The 16,599-nt window shown below is 68.0% G+C and carries 15 protein-coding genes; 5 read left to right on the top strand and 10 right to left on the bottom strand.

Annotation, left to right across the window (positions count from 1 at the left end; all coding sequences use genetic code 11):
• Window positions 1-113: 113 nt before the first annotated feature.
• On the top strand, window positions 114-1,994 hold the full coding sequence (ggt, locus tag AC3FMM_RS14645; protein WP_488686867.1) for a gamma-glutamyltransferase: 1,881 nt from the start codon (window positions 114-116) through the stop codon (window positions 1,992-1,994).
• Between the two features lie 226 nt (window positions 1,995-2,220).
• Here ggt and AC3FMM_RS14650 read toward each other — a convergent pair whose 3' ends face one another.
• The 4 genes from AC3FMM_RS14650 to AC3FMM_RS14665 all read right to left on the bottom strand — a co-directional run bounded on the left by AC3FMM_RS14650 (window position 2,221) and on the right by AC3FMM_RS14665 (window position 6,503).
• Window positions 2,221-3,297 carry a phosphotransferase gene (locus tag AC3FMM_RS14650; RefSeq protein ID WP_115679858.1) on the bottom strand — a complete coding sequence of 359 codons (1,077 nt, stop codon included), beginning with the start codon at window positions 3,295-3,297 and terminating at the stop codon, window positions 2,221-2,223.
• Between the two features lie 59 nt (window positions 3,298-3,356).
• Window positions 3,357-4,085: a histidine phosphatase family protein gene (locus tag AC3FMM_RS14655; RefSeq protein WP_116312343.1), complete on the bottom strand. Its 729-nt coding sequence runs from the start codon at window positions 4,083-4,085 to the stop codon at window positions 3,357-3,359.
• Window positions 4,086-4,158: 73 nt separating this feature from the next.
• Window positions 4,159-4,938 (bottom strand): oxepin-CoA hydrolase, alternative type, encoded by a 780-nt coding sequence (locus AC3FMM_RS14660; protein ID WP_488686868.1) that lies wholly within the window; start codon window positions 4,936-4,938, stop codon window positions 4,159-4,161.
• A gap of 41 nt (window positions 4,939-4,979) precedes the next feature.
• Complete coding sequence (locus AC3FMM_RS14665) at window positions 4,980-6,503, bottom strand: 3-hydroxyacyl-CoA dehydrogenase (protein WP_488686870.1); 1,524 nt, start codon at window positions 6,501-6,503, stop codon at window positions 4,980-4,982.
• A gap of 187 nt (window positions 6,504-6,690) precedes the next feature.
• Here AC3FMM_RS14665 and AC3FMM_RS14670 point away from each other — a divergent pair, with 187 nt between their 5' ends.
• Window positions 6,691-7,332: a glutathione S-transferase gene (locus AC3FMM_RS14670; RefSeq protein WP_115708836.1), complete on the top strand. Its 642-nt coding sequence runs from the start codon at window positions 6,691-6,693 to the stop codon at window positions 7,330-7,332.
• A 108-nt stretch (window positions 7,333-7,440) separates the two neighbouring features.
• Here the strand turns inward: AC3FMM_RS14670 and AC3FMM_RS14675 are convergent, their stop codons facing one another.
• The gene (locus tag AC3FMM_RS14675; protein ID WP_115708838.1) at window positions 7,441-8,613 is read right to left on the bottom strand and encodes a pyridoxal phosphate-dependent aminotransferase; all 1,173 of its coding nucleotides are present in this window, start codon (window positions 8,611-8,613) and stop codon (window positions 7,441-7,443) included.
• Between the two features lie 73 nt (window positions 8,614-8,686).
• On the bottom strand, window positions 8,687-9,235 hold the full coding sequence (locus tag AC3FMM_RS14680; protein ID WP_116312346.1) for a PIN domain-containing protein: 549 nt from the start codon (window positions 9,233-9,235) through the stop codon (window positions 8,687-8,689).
• Between the two features lie 49 nt (window positions 9,236-9,284).
• Here AC3FMM_RS14680 and yaaA point away from each other — a divergent pair, with 49 nt between their 5' ends.
• Window positions 9,285-10,070, top strand: a complete 786-nt coding sequence (gene yaaA, locus AC3FMM_RS14685; protein ID WP_115711604.1) for a peroxide stress protein YaaA — start codon at window positions 9,285-9,287, stop codon at window positions 10,068-10,070.
• A 38-nt stretch (window positions 10,071-10,108) separates the two neighbouring features.
• The gene (locus AC3FMM_RS14690; RefSeq protein ID WP_116294731.1) at window positions 10,109-11,242 is read left to right on the top strand and encodes a M14 family metallopeptidase; all 1,134 of its coding nucleotides are present in this window, start codon (window positions 10,109-10,111) and stop codon (window positions 11,240-11,242) included.
• A gap of 82 nt (window positions 11,243-11,324) precedes the next feature.
• Here the strand turns inward: AC3FMM_RS14690 and AC3FMM_RS14695 are convergent, their stop codons facing one another.
• The 3 genes from AC3FMM_RS14695 to AC3FMM_RS14705 form a co-directional block, all read right to left on the bottom strand.
• Window positions 11,325-12,122, bottom strand: a complete 798-nt coding sequence (locus AC3FMM_RS14695) for a BspC domain-containing protein (RefSeq protein WP_373429496.1) — start codon at window positions 12,120-12,122, stop codon at window positions 11,325-11,327.
• A 249-nt stretch (window positions 12,123-12,371) separates the two neighbouring features.
• Window positions 12,372-13,259: an N-formylglutamate amidohydrolase gene (locus tag AC3FMM_RS14700; protein WP_115679866.1), complete on the bottom strand. Its 888-nt coding sequence runs from the start codon at window positions 13,257-13,259 to the stop codon at window positions 12,372-12,374.
• Between the two features lie 14 nt (window positions 13,260-13,273).
• Window positions 13,274-14,260: a tripartite tricarboxylate transporter substrate binding protein BugE gene (locus AC3FMM_RS14705; RefSeq protein ID WP_115679867.1), complete on the bottom strand. Its 987-nt coding sequence runs from the start codon at window positions 14,258-14,260 to the stop codon at window positions 13,274-13,276.
• A 130-nt stretch (window positions 14,261-14,390) separates the two neighbouring features.
• Between AC3FMM_RS14705 and AC3FMM_RS14710 the strand changes: the two genes are divergently transcribed.
• A complete protein-coding gene (locus tag AC3FMM_RS14710) occupies window positions 14,391-15,299 on the top strand; it encodes a LysR substrate-binding domain-containing protein (protein ID WP_488686871.1) in 909 nt (302 codons plus the stop codon).
• A 107-nt stretch (window positions 15,300-15,406) separates the two neighbouring features.
• Here AC3FMM_RS14710 and AC3FMM_RS14715 read toward each other — a convergent pair whose 3' ends face one another.
• A complete protein-coding gene (locus AC3FMM_RS14715; RefSeq protein WP_115708845.1) occupies window positions 15,407-16,582 on the bottom strand; it encodes a vWA domain-containing protein in 1,176 nt (391 codons plus the stop codon).
• Window positions 16,583-16,599 lie beyond the last annotated feature (17 nt).

The following is a 16,599-nucleotide window of genomic DNA, read 5'->3' on the forward strand; positions in this document are numbered from 1 at the left end:
TATTTTTTCGTGCCGGCTGCCAGGGAGCGGATGTGTCGGGCGCCAGACTTCCGTCCTCGCGGGATGCTCCGATCGACACTACAATCGTTGGATCCCTCTGCCGGAGATATCGCATGGCTCACCCAGACCTCACTTCGATGGCGTGGCGCGGCGCGCTGGCGCTGGCCCTGTCGGCGCTGCTCGGTGCCTGTGGTACCCCGGGCGAAGGCCCTGCCACCCCGGCGGCCTCCACTGCGCCGGCAGCGGCGACTCCGCCGGCGGCGATGCCCCCTGCGCCGGAGGTGTCCTCCGGCTACCGCCCCGGCCTGACCACCGTCTATGCGCAGCGCCATATGGCCGCGGCGGCCAATCCGCTCGCCACCGAGGCCGGGCGCGTCATGCTGCGCCAGGGCGGCTCGGCCATCGATGCCGCCATCGCCATGCAGGCGGTGCTGACGCTGGTCGAGCCGCAGGCCACCGGCATCGGCGGCGGCGCCTTCATCATGTACTGGGACGGCAAGAACGTGCAGGCCTTCGATGGCCGCGAGACCGCCCCCGCCGGCGCCAGCGAGAACCTGTTCATGCGCCCCGACGGCAAGCCCATGTCGTTCAGCGAGGCGCAGATCGGCGGGCGCTCGGTCGGCACGCCCGGCGTGATGCGCGCGCTGGAGATGGTCCACCGCAAGCACGGCCGCCTGCCCTGGGCCAGGCTGTTCCAGCCCGCCATCGAGCTGGCGGAGAAGGGCTTCCCGATCTCGCAGCGGCTCTACACGCAGGTCGCGGCAGACAAGTTCCTGGCCGGTTCGCCGGAGATGGCCGCCTACTTCCTCGATGGCCAGGGCAAGCCCAAGCCGGCCGGCACGGTGCTGAAGAACCCGAAGCTGGCGCAGACGCTGCGCGACATAGCCCGGCGCGGCGCGGGCGTGCTCTACGGCGGCCCGATCGCGCGCGACATCGTGGCCAAGGTCAACAACGGCAGCAATGCCGGCTCGCTGTCGCTGGCCGACCTGGGCAGCTACCGCGCCAAGCAGCGCGTGCCGGTATGCACCGACTACAAGCGCTATAAGGTCTGCGGCATGCCGCCGCCGTCGTCGGGCGGCATCGCCATCGCGCAGATCCTCGGCACGCTGCAGGCGCTGGAAACCAAGAATCCCAAATACGCGCTGGCGGCGCTAAAGCCGCAGGCCGTGAACACGCCGGCGCAGCTGGAAGCCCATCCCGATGCCGTCCATGCGATTGCCGAGGCCGACCGGCTGGCTTATGCCGACCGCGGCCTGTACGTCGCCGATGCGGATTTCGTGCCGGTCGACGTGAGCGGCATGGTCAACCCGTCCTACCTTGCCGCGCGCGCCGATCTGATCGGCGAGCAGAGCATGGGCAAGGCCCAGCCGGGCACGCCGCCGGGCGCCACGGTGGCCTACGCGCCGGACCGCTCGCCGCCGCGCGTTTCCACCTCGCAGATCGTCGCGGTCGACGACCGCGGCGGCGCCATTTCCATGACCACCACGATCGAGTCGTACTTCGGCTCGCATCTGATGGTGCGCGGCTTCATGCTCAATAACCAGCTCACCGACTTCTCCTTCGTGCCCAGCGAAAACGGCAAGCCGGTGGCCAACCGCGTGCAGCCGGGCAAGCGCCCGCGCTCGTCGATGGCGCCGACGCTGGTGTTCGACCGCCAGAGCGGCCAGCTGGTGGCAACGGTCGGTTCGCCGGGCGGCTCGCAGATCATCGAGTACGTATCCAAGGCCCTGGTCGGCATGCTCGACTGGAACCTGGACCCGCAGGTGGCGATCGGCATGGGGAACTTCGGCAGCCGCAACGGCCCGACCGAAGTGGAGCAAGGTCTGGTGTCGCCGGGGCTGGTGCAGGCACTGCAGGCGCGCGGCCACCAGGTGACGGCTATCGAGATGACCAGCGGCACGCAGGCGATCGTGCGCCGCCAGGGACCGGATGGGAAGATGGTGTGGGCAGGCGGGGCGGATCCGCGGCGTGAGGGGGTGGCGCTGGGGGATTGAGACTGGCGGCGTGCTACGTGCTGCACAGTCTGCCAGATGCCGACTGTGTACTCCCTCTCCCGCTTGCGGAAGAGGGTTGGGGAGAGGGCGGGAGTAGCGACGAAGTGAGACGTGCCGGTATGCCAGTGCCTGCCCTCTCTCCCAGCCCCTCTCCCGCAAGCGGGAGAGGGGGGCAAATCATCGGCAAGGCCTTACTCTATTCGGCTCAGCCCTCAGCCCTCAGCCCTCAGCCCTTCGCCTTCTTCGCATACTCCCACCCCATCTCGGCCATCGGCCGCGCGCGCTTGCCGGCGTCGGTGGCCTGCGCCGACGAGGCGGTGCCGTCGACCACGCGCTTCATGATGCCCTGCAGGATGCCGGCGATGCGGAACATGCTGAAGGCCAGGTAGAAATTCCAGTCGCCGGTGATGGGACGGCCGGTGCGCTGCTCGTACAGGCGGCGGTAGCTGGCTTCGTCGGGGATGCCGAGCGCGGCGAAGTCGAGGCCGGCGATGCCGCGGAACTGGCCCGGGGCGATATGCCAGCTCATGCAGTGGTAGCTGAAGTCGGCCATCGGGTGGCCCAGCGTGGACAATTCCCAGTCCAGCACAGCCAGCACGCGCGGCTCGGTCGGGTGGAACATCAGGTTGTCGAGGCGGTAGTCGCCATGCACGATCGAGGTCAGGTCGGCGTCTTCCTGCGGGATATGCTGCGGCAGCCAGTCCATCAGCGCGTCCATGGCCGGGATCGATTCGGTCTCGGACAGCTTGTACTGCTTGGTCCAGCGCTCGATCTGGCGCTGGAAGTAATTGCCGGGCTTGCCGTAGTCGCCCAGGCCGATGGCGTTGTAGTCGACCGAGTGCAGCGCGGCGATGACGCGGTTCATCTCGTCGTAGATGGCGCTGCGCTCGGCCGTGCCCATGCCCGGCAGCGACTGGTCCCACAGCACGCGTCCGGCGACGAATTCCATGATGTAGAAGGCGCGCCCGATCACGGATTCGTCCTCGCACAGCGCATACATGCGCGCCACCGGCACATCGGTGCCGGCCAGCGCGGCCATCACGCGGTACTCGCGTTCGATCGCGTGCGCGGACGGCAGCAGCTTGCTCTTGGGGCCGGGCTTGGCGCGCATCACGTAGGTCTGCCCCGGCGTCACCAGCTTGAAGGTCGGGTTGGACTGGCCGCCCTTGAACTGCTCCACGGTCAGCGGGCCGGCAAAGCCCTCCACGTGCTGGCGCATCCAGGCTTCCAGCGCGGCGGTGTCGAAACGCTGCTGCTCGGCCACCGGGCGCGTGCCTTCGAAGTGCGATACGTTGCTGGTCATGCTGTCTCCGTTGGGTGTTTTCTGTTCGGGTTCGATGAGGAAATCGGGGGCGGGGAAGCTCAGCCGGGCGGCTGGCGTCCGCGCAAATACTGGTGCAGCAGCACTTCCATGGTGGTGTGGCGCGAGCCGCTGTGCACGGGCGTGGGCGGCGAATAGTTGGTCATGCGCACCACCCAGTCGAGCGGGCCGTCGCCCATGTCGAGCACATTGATGCAGCCGGCGGTCTGCAGCAGCGAGCCGAAGAACACGCGCCGCCCGCAGGTGATGGCCTGCGACAGGATGGCGCGGTTGGTGCCGCCATGCAGCACCATCAGCACGGTATCCCAGTCGGGGTCGTCTCGCAGGCGCGCCAGCGCGGGCAGCACGCGGTCCAGGAAGGCACCGATGGTCTCGCCGTTGAGAAAGCGCTTGGCTTCGGGCACTTCGCCTTCGAAGGCGCCGACGAAGGCATCGCGCAAGTCTTCGCTGGCGATCGCGGCCAGGTCGCCACCGCGGATTTCCTGCAGTTCCGGCCAGACTTCGGGGGCGATGCCGTCCATCTCCGGCAGCTCGGCCAGCACGCGCTGTGCAGTCTCGACCGTACGCGGCAGGCCGCTGACGATGACGCGGTCGAAGCGGATCTGCTCCGCGGCAAAGGCGCGGCCGGCGGCAGTGGCCTGCATGCGGCCGGTCTCGTTCAGCGGCACCAGCTCGGGCAGGGCGGTGCGGCGGCCGGCGTCGTCGAAGTAAGACACGGCACCATGCCGCATCAGGTAGATGCGGCGACGCGAGGACGGCGGCAATTCCATGCGTGGTCTCCTTGCATTGTGCCGGCATGCCCGTCTGCGCGGGCTCGCCGTGTGGATGATCCGCCCGCGCGGATCAGCGGTATTGCGGCTTGCGCTTCTCCAGGAAGGCGCTGATGCCTTCGCCGCCGTCGGGGTGGTGCAGCGCGGCCACGAAGCTGTTGCGCTCGGCCAGCAGATGCTCGGCGCGCGACGCCGTGGCGGCATGGTTGATCAGCGCCTTGATGCGGCCCACCGCGTGCGGCGACTGCCGTGCCAGGCCCGATGCCAGGCGCAGCGCTTCGTCCAGCGCCTGGCCCGGCCCGGTAACGCGGTTGACCAGGCCGAACTGCGCCAGCCGGTTGGCGTCGACCGGCTTGCCTTCCATCATCAGTTCGCTCGCCAGCGGCCGCGGCAGTGCGCGTGCGATCTCGTACGAGCCGCCGCCGTCGGGCGTCAGGCCCACCGAGACGTAGGCCATCACGAACTTCGCATCGCTCGCCGCCACCACGAAGTCGCAAGCCAGCACCACCGAGAAGCCCGCGCCCGCGGCCGCGCCTTCCACCGCCGCGATGATCGGCTTGGGAAAGGCGTGCAGCGACTCGATCCAGCCGTTCAGCAGCGCGATGCTGGCGGCCTGCACCTCGGGCGGCTGGCTGCGGTTGCCGAGCAGCCGGTTCAGGTTGCCGCCGGCGCAGAAGATGCCGTCGGCGCCGGTAATGATGACCGCGCGCAGCGAGTCATCCGCCGCGGCCTGTTCCAGCGCCTGTTGCGAGGCCGCGTAGATGTCCGGGTGCAGCGCATTGCGCGCCTCCGGGTTCGAGATGGTCAGCACCAGCGTCGAATCGACGCGGTGGGAAAGCAGCTGTGCGGGCATGGGCGGGGGCTCGGTGAGGGCGGAGGCGGACGACAGGCCGGTTACTGCTCTTCGGCCAGCAGCGACAGGCCCAGGCCGGCACGGCGCCACAGCCACGGGCTCGGGCGATAGCGCATGTCGCCGGTCAGCGCTTCCATGTTGCGCAGCGTTTCCAGCACCAGTTGCGGACCGACCGCGTCGCCGAGCGCCAGCGGGCCCTTGGGGTAACCCAGGCCCAGGTTCACGGCCAGGTCGATGTCGGCCGGCGTGGCGATGCGCTGCTGCGCGATATCGCTGGCGATGTTGATGATGCAGCAGAGCACGCGCTGGGCAACGAAGCCGGCGGAGTCGCGGATCACCGTGACCGGCACGCCGTCGCTGGCGAACAGGCCGTGCGCGGCGTCGCGCGCGGCGGCGCTGGTGGCCGGCGTGGTCATCAGCGTGCGGCGTTTAGTGGCCTCGAACGGCAGCAGCGTGTCGATGGCGACGGTGCGGGCCGGGTCCAGGCCCTGCTGCAGCGCGCTGGTGGTGGCGTCCAGGCCCAGCGGCGTGACGATGATCAGCGCGTCGGCCGAGGGCTGGTTGCCGCCTTCCGGGGTCACGCCGAGCGCGCCCAGCAGCTTGGTGACCATGGCGTGGCCGCGCTCGCTGGCGTGGCTGACCCACACGCTCGACGGGCGCGCGCTTGGCACCGCGGCGGCGGCCGGCACCTGCTTCTGGCCATCGGCGTAGGCGTAGAAGCCGGCGCCGGCCTTGCGCCCGATCAGCCCGCCGACCGCGCGGATCGCGGTGATCGGCGACGGACGGTAGCGCGGCTCCTGGTAGAACTGGTTGTAGATCGATTCCATCACCGGGTGCGACACGTCCAGCCCGGTCAGGTCCATCAGCTCGAACGGGCCCATGCGGAAGCCGGCCTGCTCGCGCATGATGTTGTCGATGTCGGCAAACTCGGCCACGCCTTCCTGCGCGACCTTCAGGCCTTCGATATTCATGCCGCGGCCGGCATGGTTGACGATAAAGCCCGGCATATCCTTGCAGCGCACCGGCGTATGGCCCATGCGGCGCGACAGCGCCATCAGCGCGTCGCCCACCGCCGGGTTGCCCGACAGGCCGTCGATGACCTCGACCACCTTCATCAGCGGCACCGGGTTGAAGAAGTGATAGCCGGCGATGCGGCCGGGGTGCTTCGAACCGACCGCGATCGCGGTGATCGACAGCGACGAGGTGTTCGAGGCGATGATGGCGTCTTCGCGCAGGATGGCTTCGAGCTTGGCCACCAGGTCACGCTTGACCTCCAGCTTTTCGACGATGGCTTCGAGCACCATGTCGCAGCCGGCCAGGTCTTCCAGCGCACCGCAGGGCTTGACGCGGGCCAGCGCGGCCTCGGCGTCGGCGGCGCTGAGCTTGCCTTTGTCGGCGAGCTTGGCCAGCGTGTCCTGCAGATACTTGCGCGCGGCTTCCACCGCCTGCGGGTTGGCGTCGTACAGGTTGACGGTCAGGCCTGCCTGCGCGGCGATCTGCGCGATGCCCCGGCCCATGGCGCCGGTGCCGACGATACCCAGCGTATCGATGGTGAAAGTGCTCATCATTCGTCCCAAAAGTTGTGGTTAAATTAGCACGATCGTACGTTTTTTGCACCTTCCGCGACAGACCGGCGGGGCAGGCCGCGTGCGCTGATCGGCCAGCCGGTTCACTGAAGACGCTGGATGGTCCACAATCCCCCGTTCCACGCGATTCGATGCGGGAACCCATCCCATAACGGAGACAGACGACATGCTGAAGCTCTGCGGATTTGCCGCCAGCAACTACTACAACAAAGTGAAGCTGGCGCTGCTGGAAAAGAACGTGCCGTTCGAAGAGGTGCTGGCCTGGATCGGCGAGACCGACCCGGCGGCGACGCCGGCGGGCAAGGTGCCCTACATCATCACCGAATCCGGCCCGCTGTGCGAGTCCGAGGCCATCGCCGAATACGTCGAAGCGGCGTATCCGCAGACGCCGCTGCTGCCGGCCGACCCGTACCAGGCGGCCAAGGTGCGCGAGATCATCGTGTTCCTGGAGCTCTACCTGGAGCTGACCGCGCGCGAGCTGTACCCGGAAGCCTTCTTCGGCGGCAAGGTCAGCGACGGGGTCAAGGAGCGCCAGCACAAGCTGCTGAGCCGCTATATCCCCGCCTTCGCCAGCCTGGCGAAGTTTTCGCCGTACATCGCCGGCGACCGCTTCACGCTGGCCGATTGCGCCGCCGCGGTGCACCTGCCGCTGGTGTCGTCGTGCACCAAGATCATCTACGGCACCGACATGCTGGCGGAGCTGCCGGTCAAGGACTACCTGAAGACGCTGTCGCAGCGCGAGTCGGTGCAGAAGGTCAATGCGGACCGCAAGGCGAATACCGAGCTGATGATGAGCCGGAGGAAGTAAGGGGTTCGGCTTGCCGCTTGTGTACTCCCTCGCCCGCTTGCGGGAAAGGCGAGAAACACGCCCTCAGATGCAAATACGCCCGCGATCCGCGGGCGTTTTCGATTTACTTCAAAGCTTCCCCAGCCGCTCCAGCGCCAGCGCCAGCGTCTCTTCCTTCTTCGCGAAGCAGAAGCGCACCACGCCCGATTCGCGCGGCTGCGAATAGAAGGCCGAGACCGGAATCGCGGCCACGCCGATCTCGCGCGTCAGCCACATGGCGAAGTCGGCCTCGCTCAGGTCCGAGATGGCGGAATAGTCGACGCACTGGAAATACGTGCCGTCCGACGGCAGCAGCTTGAAGCGCGAGCCCGCCAGACCCGCGCGGAAAAAATCGCGCTTGGCCTGGTAGAACGCCGACAGCTGCAGGTAGGGCGCGGCATCGGCCATGTAGTCGGCGAGGCCGTGCTGCACCGGCGTGTTCACCGTGAACACGTTGAACTGGTGCACCTTGCGGAACTCCGCCATCAGTGCGGCCGGTGCCGCCACGTAACCGACCTTCCAGCCGGTCACGTGATAGGTCTTGCCGAAGCTGGAGATGACGAAGCTGCGGCGCGCCAGTTCGGGATGGCGCGACACCGATTCATGCTGCTGGCCGTCGTAGACCATGTGTTCGTAGACCTCGTCCGACAGCAGCAGGATGTCGGTGCCGGCCAGGATCTGCGCCAGCTGGTCCATGTCGCCCGCGCGCCAGATCGTGCCGGTGGGGTTGTGCGGCGTGTTGATGAGGATCATGCGCGTGCGCGGCGTGATCGCGGCGGCGAGCTTGTCGAAGGGCACGCGGAACGCGGGCGCTTCCAGCGCGACCGGCACCGCGGTGGCGCCGGCCAGTTCGATCGCCGGCAGGTAGCTGTCGTAGCACGGCTCCAGCACGATCACCTCGTCGCCCGGATGCACTGCGCACAGGATCGCGGTCAGGATGCCTTGCGTGGCGCCCGCGGTGACCGTGATCTCGCTGTCCCAGCTGTACTGGTGGTCATACAGGCTGGCGATCTTGGCGGCGATGGCCTGGCGCAGGCGCGGCACGCCCGCCATCGGCGGGTACTGGTTATGGCCGGCGCGCATGGCACCGGCCACGGCATCGACGATGCTCGGGTCGCAGTCGAAGTCCGGGAAGCCCTGGCCCAGGTTGACCGCGTTCTTTTCGGCGGCGAGCGCCGACATCACGGTGAAGATGGTGGTGCCGACGTTGGGCAGGCGCGACGGCGGCGGCGTCAGTGGGGCGAGCGTGGTGTCTGCGGACATAGGGCGCGAGTCAATGCAGTGGGGACGGTAGGCAGGTGTGCGGCGGCGCAGGGCGGCGCCGCGAGCCGCCATTCTAAAGCGGATCGGCGGCCGTGGCCGGGTCCAGCGCGGCCAGCCAGGCGGCGAACGCCGGCGGCGTCATCACTTCCACGCCGCTGCTGCGGCGCAGGCGGCTGCGCAGCTTGAGCACGGCCTTGTCCTTCGACACCAGGCAGGCGGCGCCGGCAAAGTGTGCCAGCTCGACGAACTTCTGGTCGTCGGTGTCCTTGCAGCGCGGCAGGCGCAGCGCGTCGCAGTCCGCCTGCGGCGGTGCCGCTTCGAGGCTGGCGAGGCGGTCGACGGTGGCCAGCGCGGCGCCGATATCGATTTCAAAACGGGCAAATTGCGGATAGGCCAGCACCCGGCGCAGCTCCTCGCGGCAGTCGGCGCGGATCACCGGGGCGATGGTGCCGGCTTCCAGCGCGGCGCGGATCGGCTCGACATGCGGGTCCTGGAAGACCAGCAGGTCCACCCAGATATTGGAATCCAGCACCACGCGCGGCGCGGATGTGATGCCGGCGGGGCGGCCGGCGTCCCCGGCAGTGCCGGCGGGCGGGGTGGTTGCGGTGGTGTCGAGGCGCATTCGCTACAATCTGGGCTTGTTTGTCCTTGGCTACTGCCGCGATTTTGCCATGCTCATTGTTTTGTCTCCCGCCAAGTCGCTGGACTACGAGACTCCCGCCCGCATCAAGACCCACACGCTGCCGCGCTTCATCGACCGTTCCGCCGCGCTGATCGAGCGCCTGCGCCGGCTGGCGCCGCAGGACGTGGGCGCGCTGATGGACATCTCGGACAAGCTCGCGGTGCTCAACGTGACGCGCTACGCCGACTGGTCGCCGACCTTCACCGCGGCCAACAGCAAGCAGGCGGTGCTGGCCTTCAACGGCGACGTCTACGACGGCCTCGACGCCAAATCGCTGTCGGCCGACGAGCTTGGCTTTGCGCAGAAGCACCTGCGCATCCTGTCCGGCCTGTACGGCGTGCTGCGCCCGCTGGACTGGATGCAGCCGTACCGGCTCGAAATGGGCACGCGCCTGGACAATGCCGCCGGCAAGGACCTGTACGCGTTCTGGGGCGACGACGTCACGCAGATGCTCAACGCCGACATGGCCGAGCTCAAGCAGGAGGGCGCGCCGGTGCTCGTCAACCTGGCCTCGGAAGAGTATTTCAAGGTGGTGCGGCCCAAGGTGCTGCAGGCGCGCATCGTCACGCCGGTGTTCGAGGACTGGAAGGGCGGCCGCTACAAGATCATTTCGTTCCACGCCAAGCGCGCGCGCGGCACCATGGCGCGCTACGCCGTGACGCACCGCGTGACCGAGCCGGAGAAGCTCAAGCGCTTCGCCGAAGACGGCTATGCCTTCGACCAGGCGGCCTCGGACGCGACCCGCTGGGTGTTCCGCCGTCGCCTCGAAGACTGACCACGCGTCCTGAACCCATCGCCACGAGACCGCCAGCCATGCTGCATATCTCTTCGCATTTCGATTCCGGTGCCATCGAGGTCGAGGCGCTCGACCGCGCCGACGATATCCGCCTGCGCATCCGTGCCGACTCGCATGCCGACTTCCGCCAGTGGTTCCATTTCCGGCTGCAGGGCGCGGCCGGGCAGGCCTGCCGCATGCATTTCCTGAACGCGGGCGACTGCACCTATCCGGACGGCTGGCGCGACTACCGCGCGGTGGCGTCGTACGACCGCGCCAACTGGTTCCGCGTGCCGACGCGTTTCGACGGCCAGGTGATGACGGTGGAAGTCACGCCCGAGCACGACAGCATCTGGTTCGCGTATTTCGAGCCTTATCCGGACGAGCGCCACCTGTCGCTGCTGGCGAGCTGCCAGCGCTCGCCGCTGGCGCGGCTGTCGCACCTGGGCAGCACCGTCGACGGGCGCGACATGACGCGCGTCACCATCGGCGAGCCGGGACCGGGCAAGTCCACCATCTGGATGATCGCGCGCCAGCACCCGGGCGAGAGCATGGCCGAGTGGTTCGTCGAGGGCGTGCTGCAGCGGCTGACCGGCACCGGCGTGTGGGCGGGCGACCCGGTCGCACGCAAGCTGCTCGAGCGCGCGGTGTTCCATATCGTGCCGAACATGAACCCCGACGGCTCGGCACGCGGCAACCTGCGCACCAACGCCGCGGGCGCCAACCTGAACCGCGAGTGGATGGCGCCGAGCCCCGAGTCCAGCCCCGAGGTCTATCACGTGCGCCGCGCGATCGAAGCCAGCGGCTGCGACATGTTCTTCGATATCCATGGCGACGAGGGCCTGCCGTACAACTTCGTCGCCGGCAGCGAGATGCTGCCGGGCTTCACCGAAGCGCGCCGGCGCGAGCAGCAGCGCTTTATCGAGGCCTTCAAGCGGGCCTCGCCGGACTTCCAGGACGTGCACGGCTACGCCGCCAGCAAGTACAACGCCGACGCGCTCAAGCTGGCGTCCAAGTACATCGGCCATACCTTCGGCTGCCTGGCGCTGACGCTGGAGATGCCGTTCAAGGACAATGCCGACCTGCCGGATCCGGCGGTCGGCTGGAACGGGGCGCGCAGCGCGCTGCTGGGAACGGCGATGCTGCAGGCGATATTGGATTATCTGGGCTGAGCCGAGGCATCGGCACGCTGGTGGTTTTCTCGCCTCTCCCGCAAGCGGAAGAGGCGAGAACACAAGCGCTCGAACGGAGGCCCTACTGCTTCTTCTTGCTCTTGCTGGTCGCCTTGGCCGACGTCGACTTGGCCGAGCTCGACTTCACCGACTTCGATGCCGAGGCCTTGCCGGACTTCGACGCCGTGCTCTTGCCCTTGGCCCCCTTGCGGCCCTTGCTGGCCGAGGTGCGCGTGGCGGTGGGCACCGCCGGCGCGGCCGCGGGTTCGCTGATGGTGGCGCCGCTGCTGTCGAGCAGCTCGTAAGCCAGCATCATGCCGTCGTCATAGCCGCAGCGCACCTTCACCGGCTGCCAGTCGTCGCTGCCCTTGCGCTTGTGCGCGGTGGCGGCGAAGGTGACCACCGAGCTGACCGGCACCGCCTGCTTGCCCGGCGAGAAGCGCCCGCTCCAGGGTTCGGTGGTGGCCTGTCCCGCTGCGAGCGCGCCGGTGGGGATCTTCAGCGCATCGTAGGTGGCCGAGCGCGGCACCACCCAGCTGGCGTGCGCGGCGCAGTCGGCCACGTCGCTGCTGGCGTTCTCGGTCTTCATCAGCTGCTCGCGCATGCGCGCGCGGTACTCGGACAGGCTGACGCGGCCGCGGTCGGGCAGGTTGATGGTCTTGATGGGAGGCGAAGCGGAAGCGGCCGGGGCGGGGAGAGCTGCGGGGCGGGCGGGTACCGGGGCGGGTGCGGCGGTTGCAGGGGACGGCGCCGGGCTGGCAGCGGTGCCGGCGGCTTCGTCCGGCAGGTTGGCGCAGCCTGCCAGCGCGATCGCACCGGCTACGGCGGCGGCCACCATGCGCAGCCGGCTGCCGAGCATTGCGGAGATTCGTCGGATCACGGTGTTAGCGTTGTGAGCGTGTGTGCTTGCCTGGGATTGCCTGCCGGCGCCAGGGGCCGGCGGCCAGGATGGGTTCGCAAAGGATTGCCATGATAGAGGAAACCCATCTGCCAAAGTTCCTAAATCTTGTTACCCATTCTTCTAAAGCCTGGCCGACACGCTAACGCCCGCGCGAAGTGATCCCGGCGCGGGCTCGAAGTTTCCGAAGCTGGCCCCGGCGGCGCAGACGGGCCGGGGGCACAGGATTTTTCAGGCCACGCGCGACGGCATCGCGCGCGTAAAGCGCAGCAGTTCGTCGAGCAGGCTGTTCAGGTCGTGCCGCAGCTTGGCGAAGCCGGCGGTATGCGTGAGGCCGGCCTCGTCCATGTAGAGCTTGCGGTTGACCTCCAGCTGCAGGCTGTGGCGGCCGGCCTGCGGCTGTCCGACCACACGCACGATCTCGACGCCCTTGTACGGGTGGTTGCGCCAGACCTCGTAGCCCATCTCCTTGAGCAGCCCCTCGACCCGGTCGGTGAAGCGCTTGTCGCAGGTGGTGCCGTCGCGGTCGCCGACGACGAAATCCGGATGCTCCAGTCCGGGGAATTCAGTCGCGAACGGCGCGGCGTGGCTGGGCATCGAGTGGCAGTTGATATGCCAGGCGCTGCCATGGCTGGCAACGGCGCGTTCGGCCAGCTTCTGCAGCTGCGCGTAGTAGGGCAGGTAGCAGCGTTCGATGCGCGCCTGCACCTCGGCCACGCTCAGCTTGCGGTCGTAGATGGCTTCGCCGGTGTCCAGCACGCGCCAGACCAGGCCCTTGCCCAGACGGGTCTTGGCGGTCTCCTGCTTCGCGCCGGGCCAGGGCGCGTCGAGCAAAGCTTCGTCGATTTCCTCGAGCGCGCGGTTGGCGTCGAGGTAGCTGCGCGGAAAACCCGCGCACAGCAGCGGGATGCCGCGCGCCGGGGCACCGGCGTAGAGCTCGTCGACAAAGGTGTCCTCGGCCTGGCGCAGCAGCGGCAGCGGCAGCGCGGGATCGGGGCGGAAGTCCGTCGGGTAGGTGGTCGCGCTGTGCGGCGAGTCCAGGAACAGCGCCGCTGGCTCGCCCTCGGGCTGGTACAGGCAGAACGGACTGTCCGCGATGGTTCGGTCGGTGTCGGTCATGGTATGCGTTGCGTTCAGTCGAGCGAGATCTTGGCGGCGGCGGCGACGCGCTTGTTCTTGGCGACTTCGGTCTTGATCTGCGCGGCAAAGTGCGCCGGGGTGTCGCCCACCGGCGTGGCGCCGAGCTTCTCCAGCTTGGCCTTGACTTCCGGCAGTGCCAGCACCTTGACCGCGGCGGCATGCAGCTTGGTCTGCAGGTCGGCCGGCAGGTTGGCCGGCGCGATCAGGCCGAACCAGGCGGCGTCGTTGACTTCGCCCAGGCCGAGTTCGGCAAAGGTCGGCACATTGGGCAGCGCGGCCACGCGCTTGGGTGCCGCCACCGCGAGCGCGCGCAGCTTGCCGCCTTCGATAAACGGCAGCGACGACGGCAGGTTGTCGAACAGCACCTGCACCTGGCCGGCCAGCGCGTCGTTCAGCGCCGGGCCCACGCCCTTGTACGGCACGTGCAGCAGTTCGGTCTTGCTGCTCAGCTTGAACAGCTCTCCCATCATGTGCGAGACGCTGCCGTTGCCGGCCGAGCCATAGGCCAGCTTGCCGGGCTGCGCCTGCGCCAGCGCGATGAACGACTTCATGTCGGTGGCCTTGACCGACGGGTGGATGCTCATCACGTTCGGCACCGAGGCCAGGTTGGTGATGGGAGTGAAGTCCTTGGTGGCATCGTAGGACAGTCGCGGGTAGACCGCCGGATTGATGCCGTGGGTCGAGGCCGTGGCGATGCCCAGCGTATAGCCGTCCGGCGCGGCCTTGGACAGGAAGGTGGTGCCGATGCTGCCGCCGGCACCGCCGCGGTTGTCGACCACCACGGCCTGGCCCAGCTGCTGGCCGAGCTTGTCGGCGACGATGCGCGCGACGATGTCGGTGGTGCCGCCGGCGGGGAACGGCACCACCAGCGTGATCGGCTTGGTCGGGTAGCCGGACTGGGCGGCGGCGCTGAACGACAGGCCGGTGGCGAGGGCGGCCGAGGTGGCGGCCAGGACGCGGAGCAGGTGGCGACGTTGCATGATCTTTGTGGCGAAAGGTATCAAGGAAGAGACAAAGGCGTTTTCACGATTCTGCTCGTGCAAGCAGGACCCTCGCAAACGAAATAAAATCCCTAGCTCATTCCATTTGGTCGTGAAGTAGAGGTGATTTATGCGACGCCTATGTCCGTCGCTGATCGAGTTGCACGCCTTCGAGGCGGCAGCGCGCCATAACAGCTTTACCGTAGCCGCCCGTGAGCTGCATGTCACGCAGGGCGCGGTCAGCAAGCAGGTGCGCAGCCTCGAGGCCTACCTCGGCGTCGAGCTGTTCGAGCGGGTGCGCCAGCGGCTGGTGCTGACCCCCGCGGGCGAGCGCTACCTCGAGCGCATCGCGCCCAGCCTGAACGAGCTGGAAGCCGCCACGGTGGAGTTGATGGCGGGGCAGGGGCGGGGCGGCGTGCTGCATATCGCCAGCATGCCGACGCTGGGCGCCAAGTGGCTGATCCCGCGCCTGCCGCAGTTCTTCGCGCGGCATCCGGAGGTGACGCTGGAGTTCGTGCCGCATGCGCAGGGCTATGATTTTTCAGAGCCGGATCTCGATGCCGCGATCCGCTTCGGCGATGGCGTCTGGCCCGGCAGCCTGGCCGACTACATGACCGGCCGCGAGGTCTTGCCGGTATGCCGGCCGGGCCTGCTGGCGTCCGAGCCCGATGGCGTCGCGCCGACGCCGGCGGCCTTGCTGCGCTATCCGCTGCTGCACCACACCACCGTGCCCGAGGCCTGGCCCGACTGGTTCGCCACGCTGGGCCTGCCCACGCGCGACGCCTGGAGCGGGGCGCGCTTCGACCAGTTTTCGCTGCTGACGCAGGCGGCGCTGTCGGGACTGGGCATCGCGCTGATCCCGCGGTGCCTGATCGAGGCAGAGCTGGCCAGCGGCGCGCTGGTGGTGGCGCACCCCGCCCAGGTGCTGGCCAAGAAGGGCTATTACCTGTGCTATCCGGAGCAGAAGCAGCACCTGCCGGCGCTGCGCACGTTCAGGGCCTGGGTGATGGAGGGGGCGGATCTGGCGCGGCCCGGGTGAGTCAGAGGTTGCAGCATGCCGGTGGTTTGCTCCCCTCTCCCGCAAGCGAGCGAGGGGAGCCTTATTGGCGCGGCGTTGGCTGCGGCGCGCGTTGCGCGTTTCAAGTCCTACTTCGACAGCACCTTCATCGCCTGCTCCAGCCCCGCCAGCGTGACCGGGAACATCCGTCCCTTCATCAGCTGGTTGATCACCGTGATCGACTGCCGGTACTGCCACAGCCCTTCGGGTTCGGGGTTGAGCCAGACGAAGTGCGGGAACTGCTCGGTCATGCGGTTCAGCCACACCGCGCCGGCCTCGGCATTGTTGTACTCGACCGAGCCGCCGGGCTGCAGGATCTCGTACGGGCTCATGGTGGCGTCGCCGACGAAGATGATCTTGTAGTCGGGCGTGTACTTGTGCAGCAGGTCCCAGGTCGCCAGCTTCTCGGCGTGGCGGCGACGGTTGTTCTTCCACACGTAGTCGTACAGGCAGTTGTGGAAGTAGTAGTACTCGAGGTGCTTGAACTCGGTCTTCGTGGCCGAGAACAACTCCTCGACGCGCTTGATGTGGTCGTCCATCGAGCCGCCCACGTCCATCAGCATCAGCACCTTGACCTTGTTGTGGCGCTCGGGCCGCAGCTTGATGTCGAGCAGCCCGGCATTGGCCGCGGTGGAGTGGATGGTGTCGTCGAGGTCCAGCTCGGTGTCGGCGCCTTCGCGGGCGAAGCGGCGCAGCCGGCGCAGCGCGACCTTGATGTTGCGCGTGCCCAGCTCGACCTGGTCGTCATAGTCCTTGTAGCTGCGCGCCTCCCACACCTTGATCGCGGTGCGGTTGCCCTTGGACGGGCCGCCGATGCGGATGCCCTCCGGGTTGTAGCCGCCATGGCCGAACGGCGAGGTGCCGCCGGTGCCGATCCACTTGTTGCCGCCTTCGTGCTTTTCCTTCTGCTCCTCGAGCAGCTGCTTGAGGCGCTCCATCAGCTTGTCGAGGCCGCCCATGGCCTCGATCTTGGCCTTTTCCTCGGGCGACAGCTCGCGCTCCAGCGTCTTCTGCAGCCAGTCGAGCGGGATGTCGGACTTCCAGTCGACCAGGCTGTCCACGCCCTTGAAGTAGGCGGCGAAGGCCTGGTCGAACTTGTCGAAGTGCTTCTCGTCCTTCACCAGCGTCATCCGCGACAGGTAGTAGAACTCGTCGATGGAGGGCGTGATGACCTGCGCCTTGAGCGCTTCCAGCATGGTCAGGTATTCCTTGACCGAAACCGGCAGCTTGGCGTGGCGCAGCGAGAAGAAGAAATCGATCAGCATGGTGCCTCGCTTTCAGT

This window comes from Cupriavidus sp. 207A1, assembly GCF_057798955.1.

Coding starts and splice junctions, on each gene's coding strand:
- ggt (WP_488686867.1), top strand. CDS start 114: ATGGCTCACCCAGACCTCACTTCGATGGCGTGGCGCGGCGCGCTGGCG.
- AC3FMM_RS14650 (WP_115679858.1), bottom strand. CDS start 3,297: ATGACCAGCAACGTATCGCACTTCGAAGGCACGCGCCCGGTGGCCGAG.
- AC3FMM_RS14655 (WP_116312343.1), bottom strand. CDS start 4,085: ATGGAATTGCCGCCGTCCTCGCGTCGCCGCATCTACCTGATGCGGCAT.
- AC3FMM_RS14660 (WP_488686868.1), bottom strand. CDS start 4,938: ATGCCCGCACAGCTGCTTTCCCACCGCGTCGATTCGACGCTGGTGCTG.
- AC3FMM_RS14665 (WP_488686870.1), bottom strand. CDS start 6,503: ATGAGCACTTTCACCATCGATACGCTGGGTATCGTCGGCACCGGCGCC.
- AC3FMM_RS14670 (WP_115708836.1), top strand. CDS start 6,691: ATGCTGAAGCTCTGCGGATTTGCCGCCAGCAACTACTACAACAAAGTG.
- AC3FMM_RS14675 (WP_115708838.1), bottom strand. CDS start 8,613: ATGTCCGCAGACACCACGCTCGCCCCACTGACGCCGCCGCCGTCGCGC.
- AC3FMM_RS14680 (WP_116312346.1), bottom strand. CDS start 9,235: ATGCGCCTCGACACCACCGCAACCACCCCGCCCGCCGGCACTGCCGGG.
- yaaA (WP_115711604.1), top strand. CDS start 9,285: ATGCTCATTGTTTTGTCTCCCGCCAAGTCGCTGGACTACGAGACTCCC.
- AC3FMM_RS14690 (WP_116294731.1), top strand. CDS start 10,109: ATGCTGCATATCTCTTCGCATTTCGATTCCGGTGCCATCGAGGTCGAG.
- AC3FMM_RS14700 (WP_115679866.1), bottom strand. CDS start 13,259: ATGACCGACACCGACCGAACCATCGCGGACAGTCCGTTCTGCCTGTAC.
- AC3FMM_RS14705 (WP_115679867.1), bottom strand. CDS start 14,260: ATGCAACGTCGCCACCTGCTCCGCGTCCTGGCCGCCACCTCGGCCGCC.
- AC3FMM_RS14710 (WP_488686871.1), top strand. CDS start 14,391: ATGCGACGCCTATGTCCGTCGCTGATCGAGTTGCACGCCTTCGAGGCG.
- AC3FMM_RS14715 (WP_115708845.1), bottom strand. CDS start 16,582: ATGCTGATCGATTTCTTCTTCTCGCTGCGCCACGCCAAGCTGCCGGTT.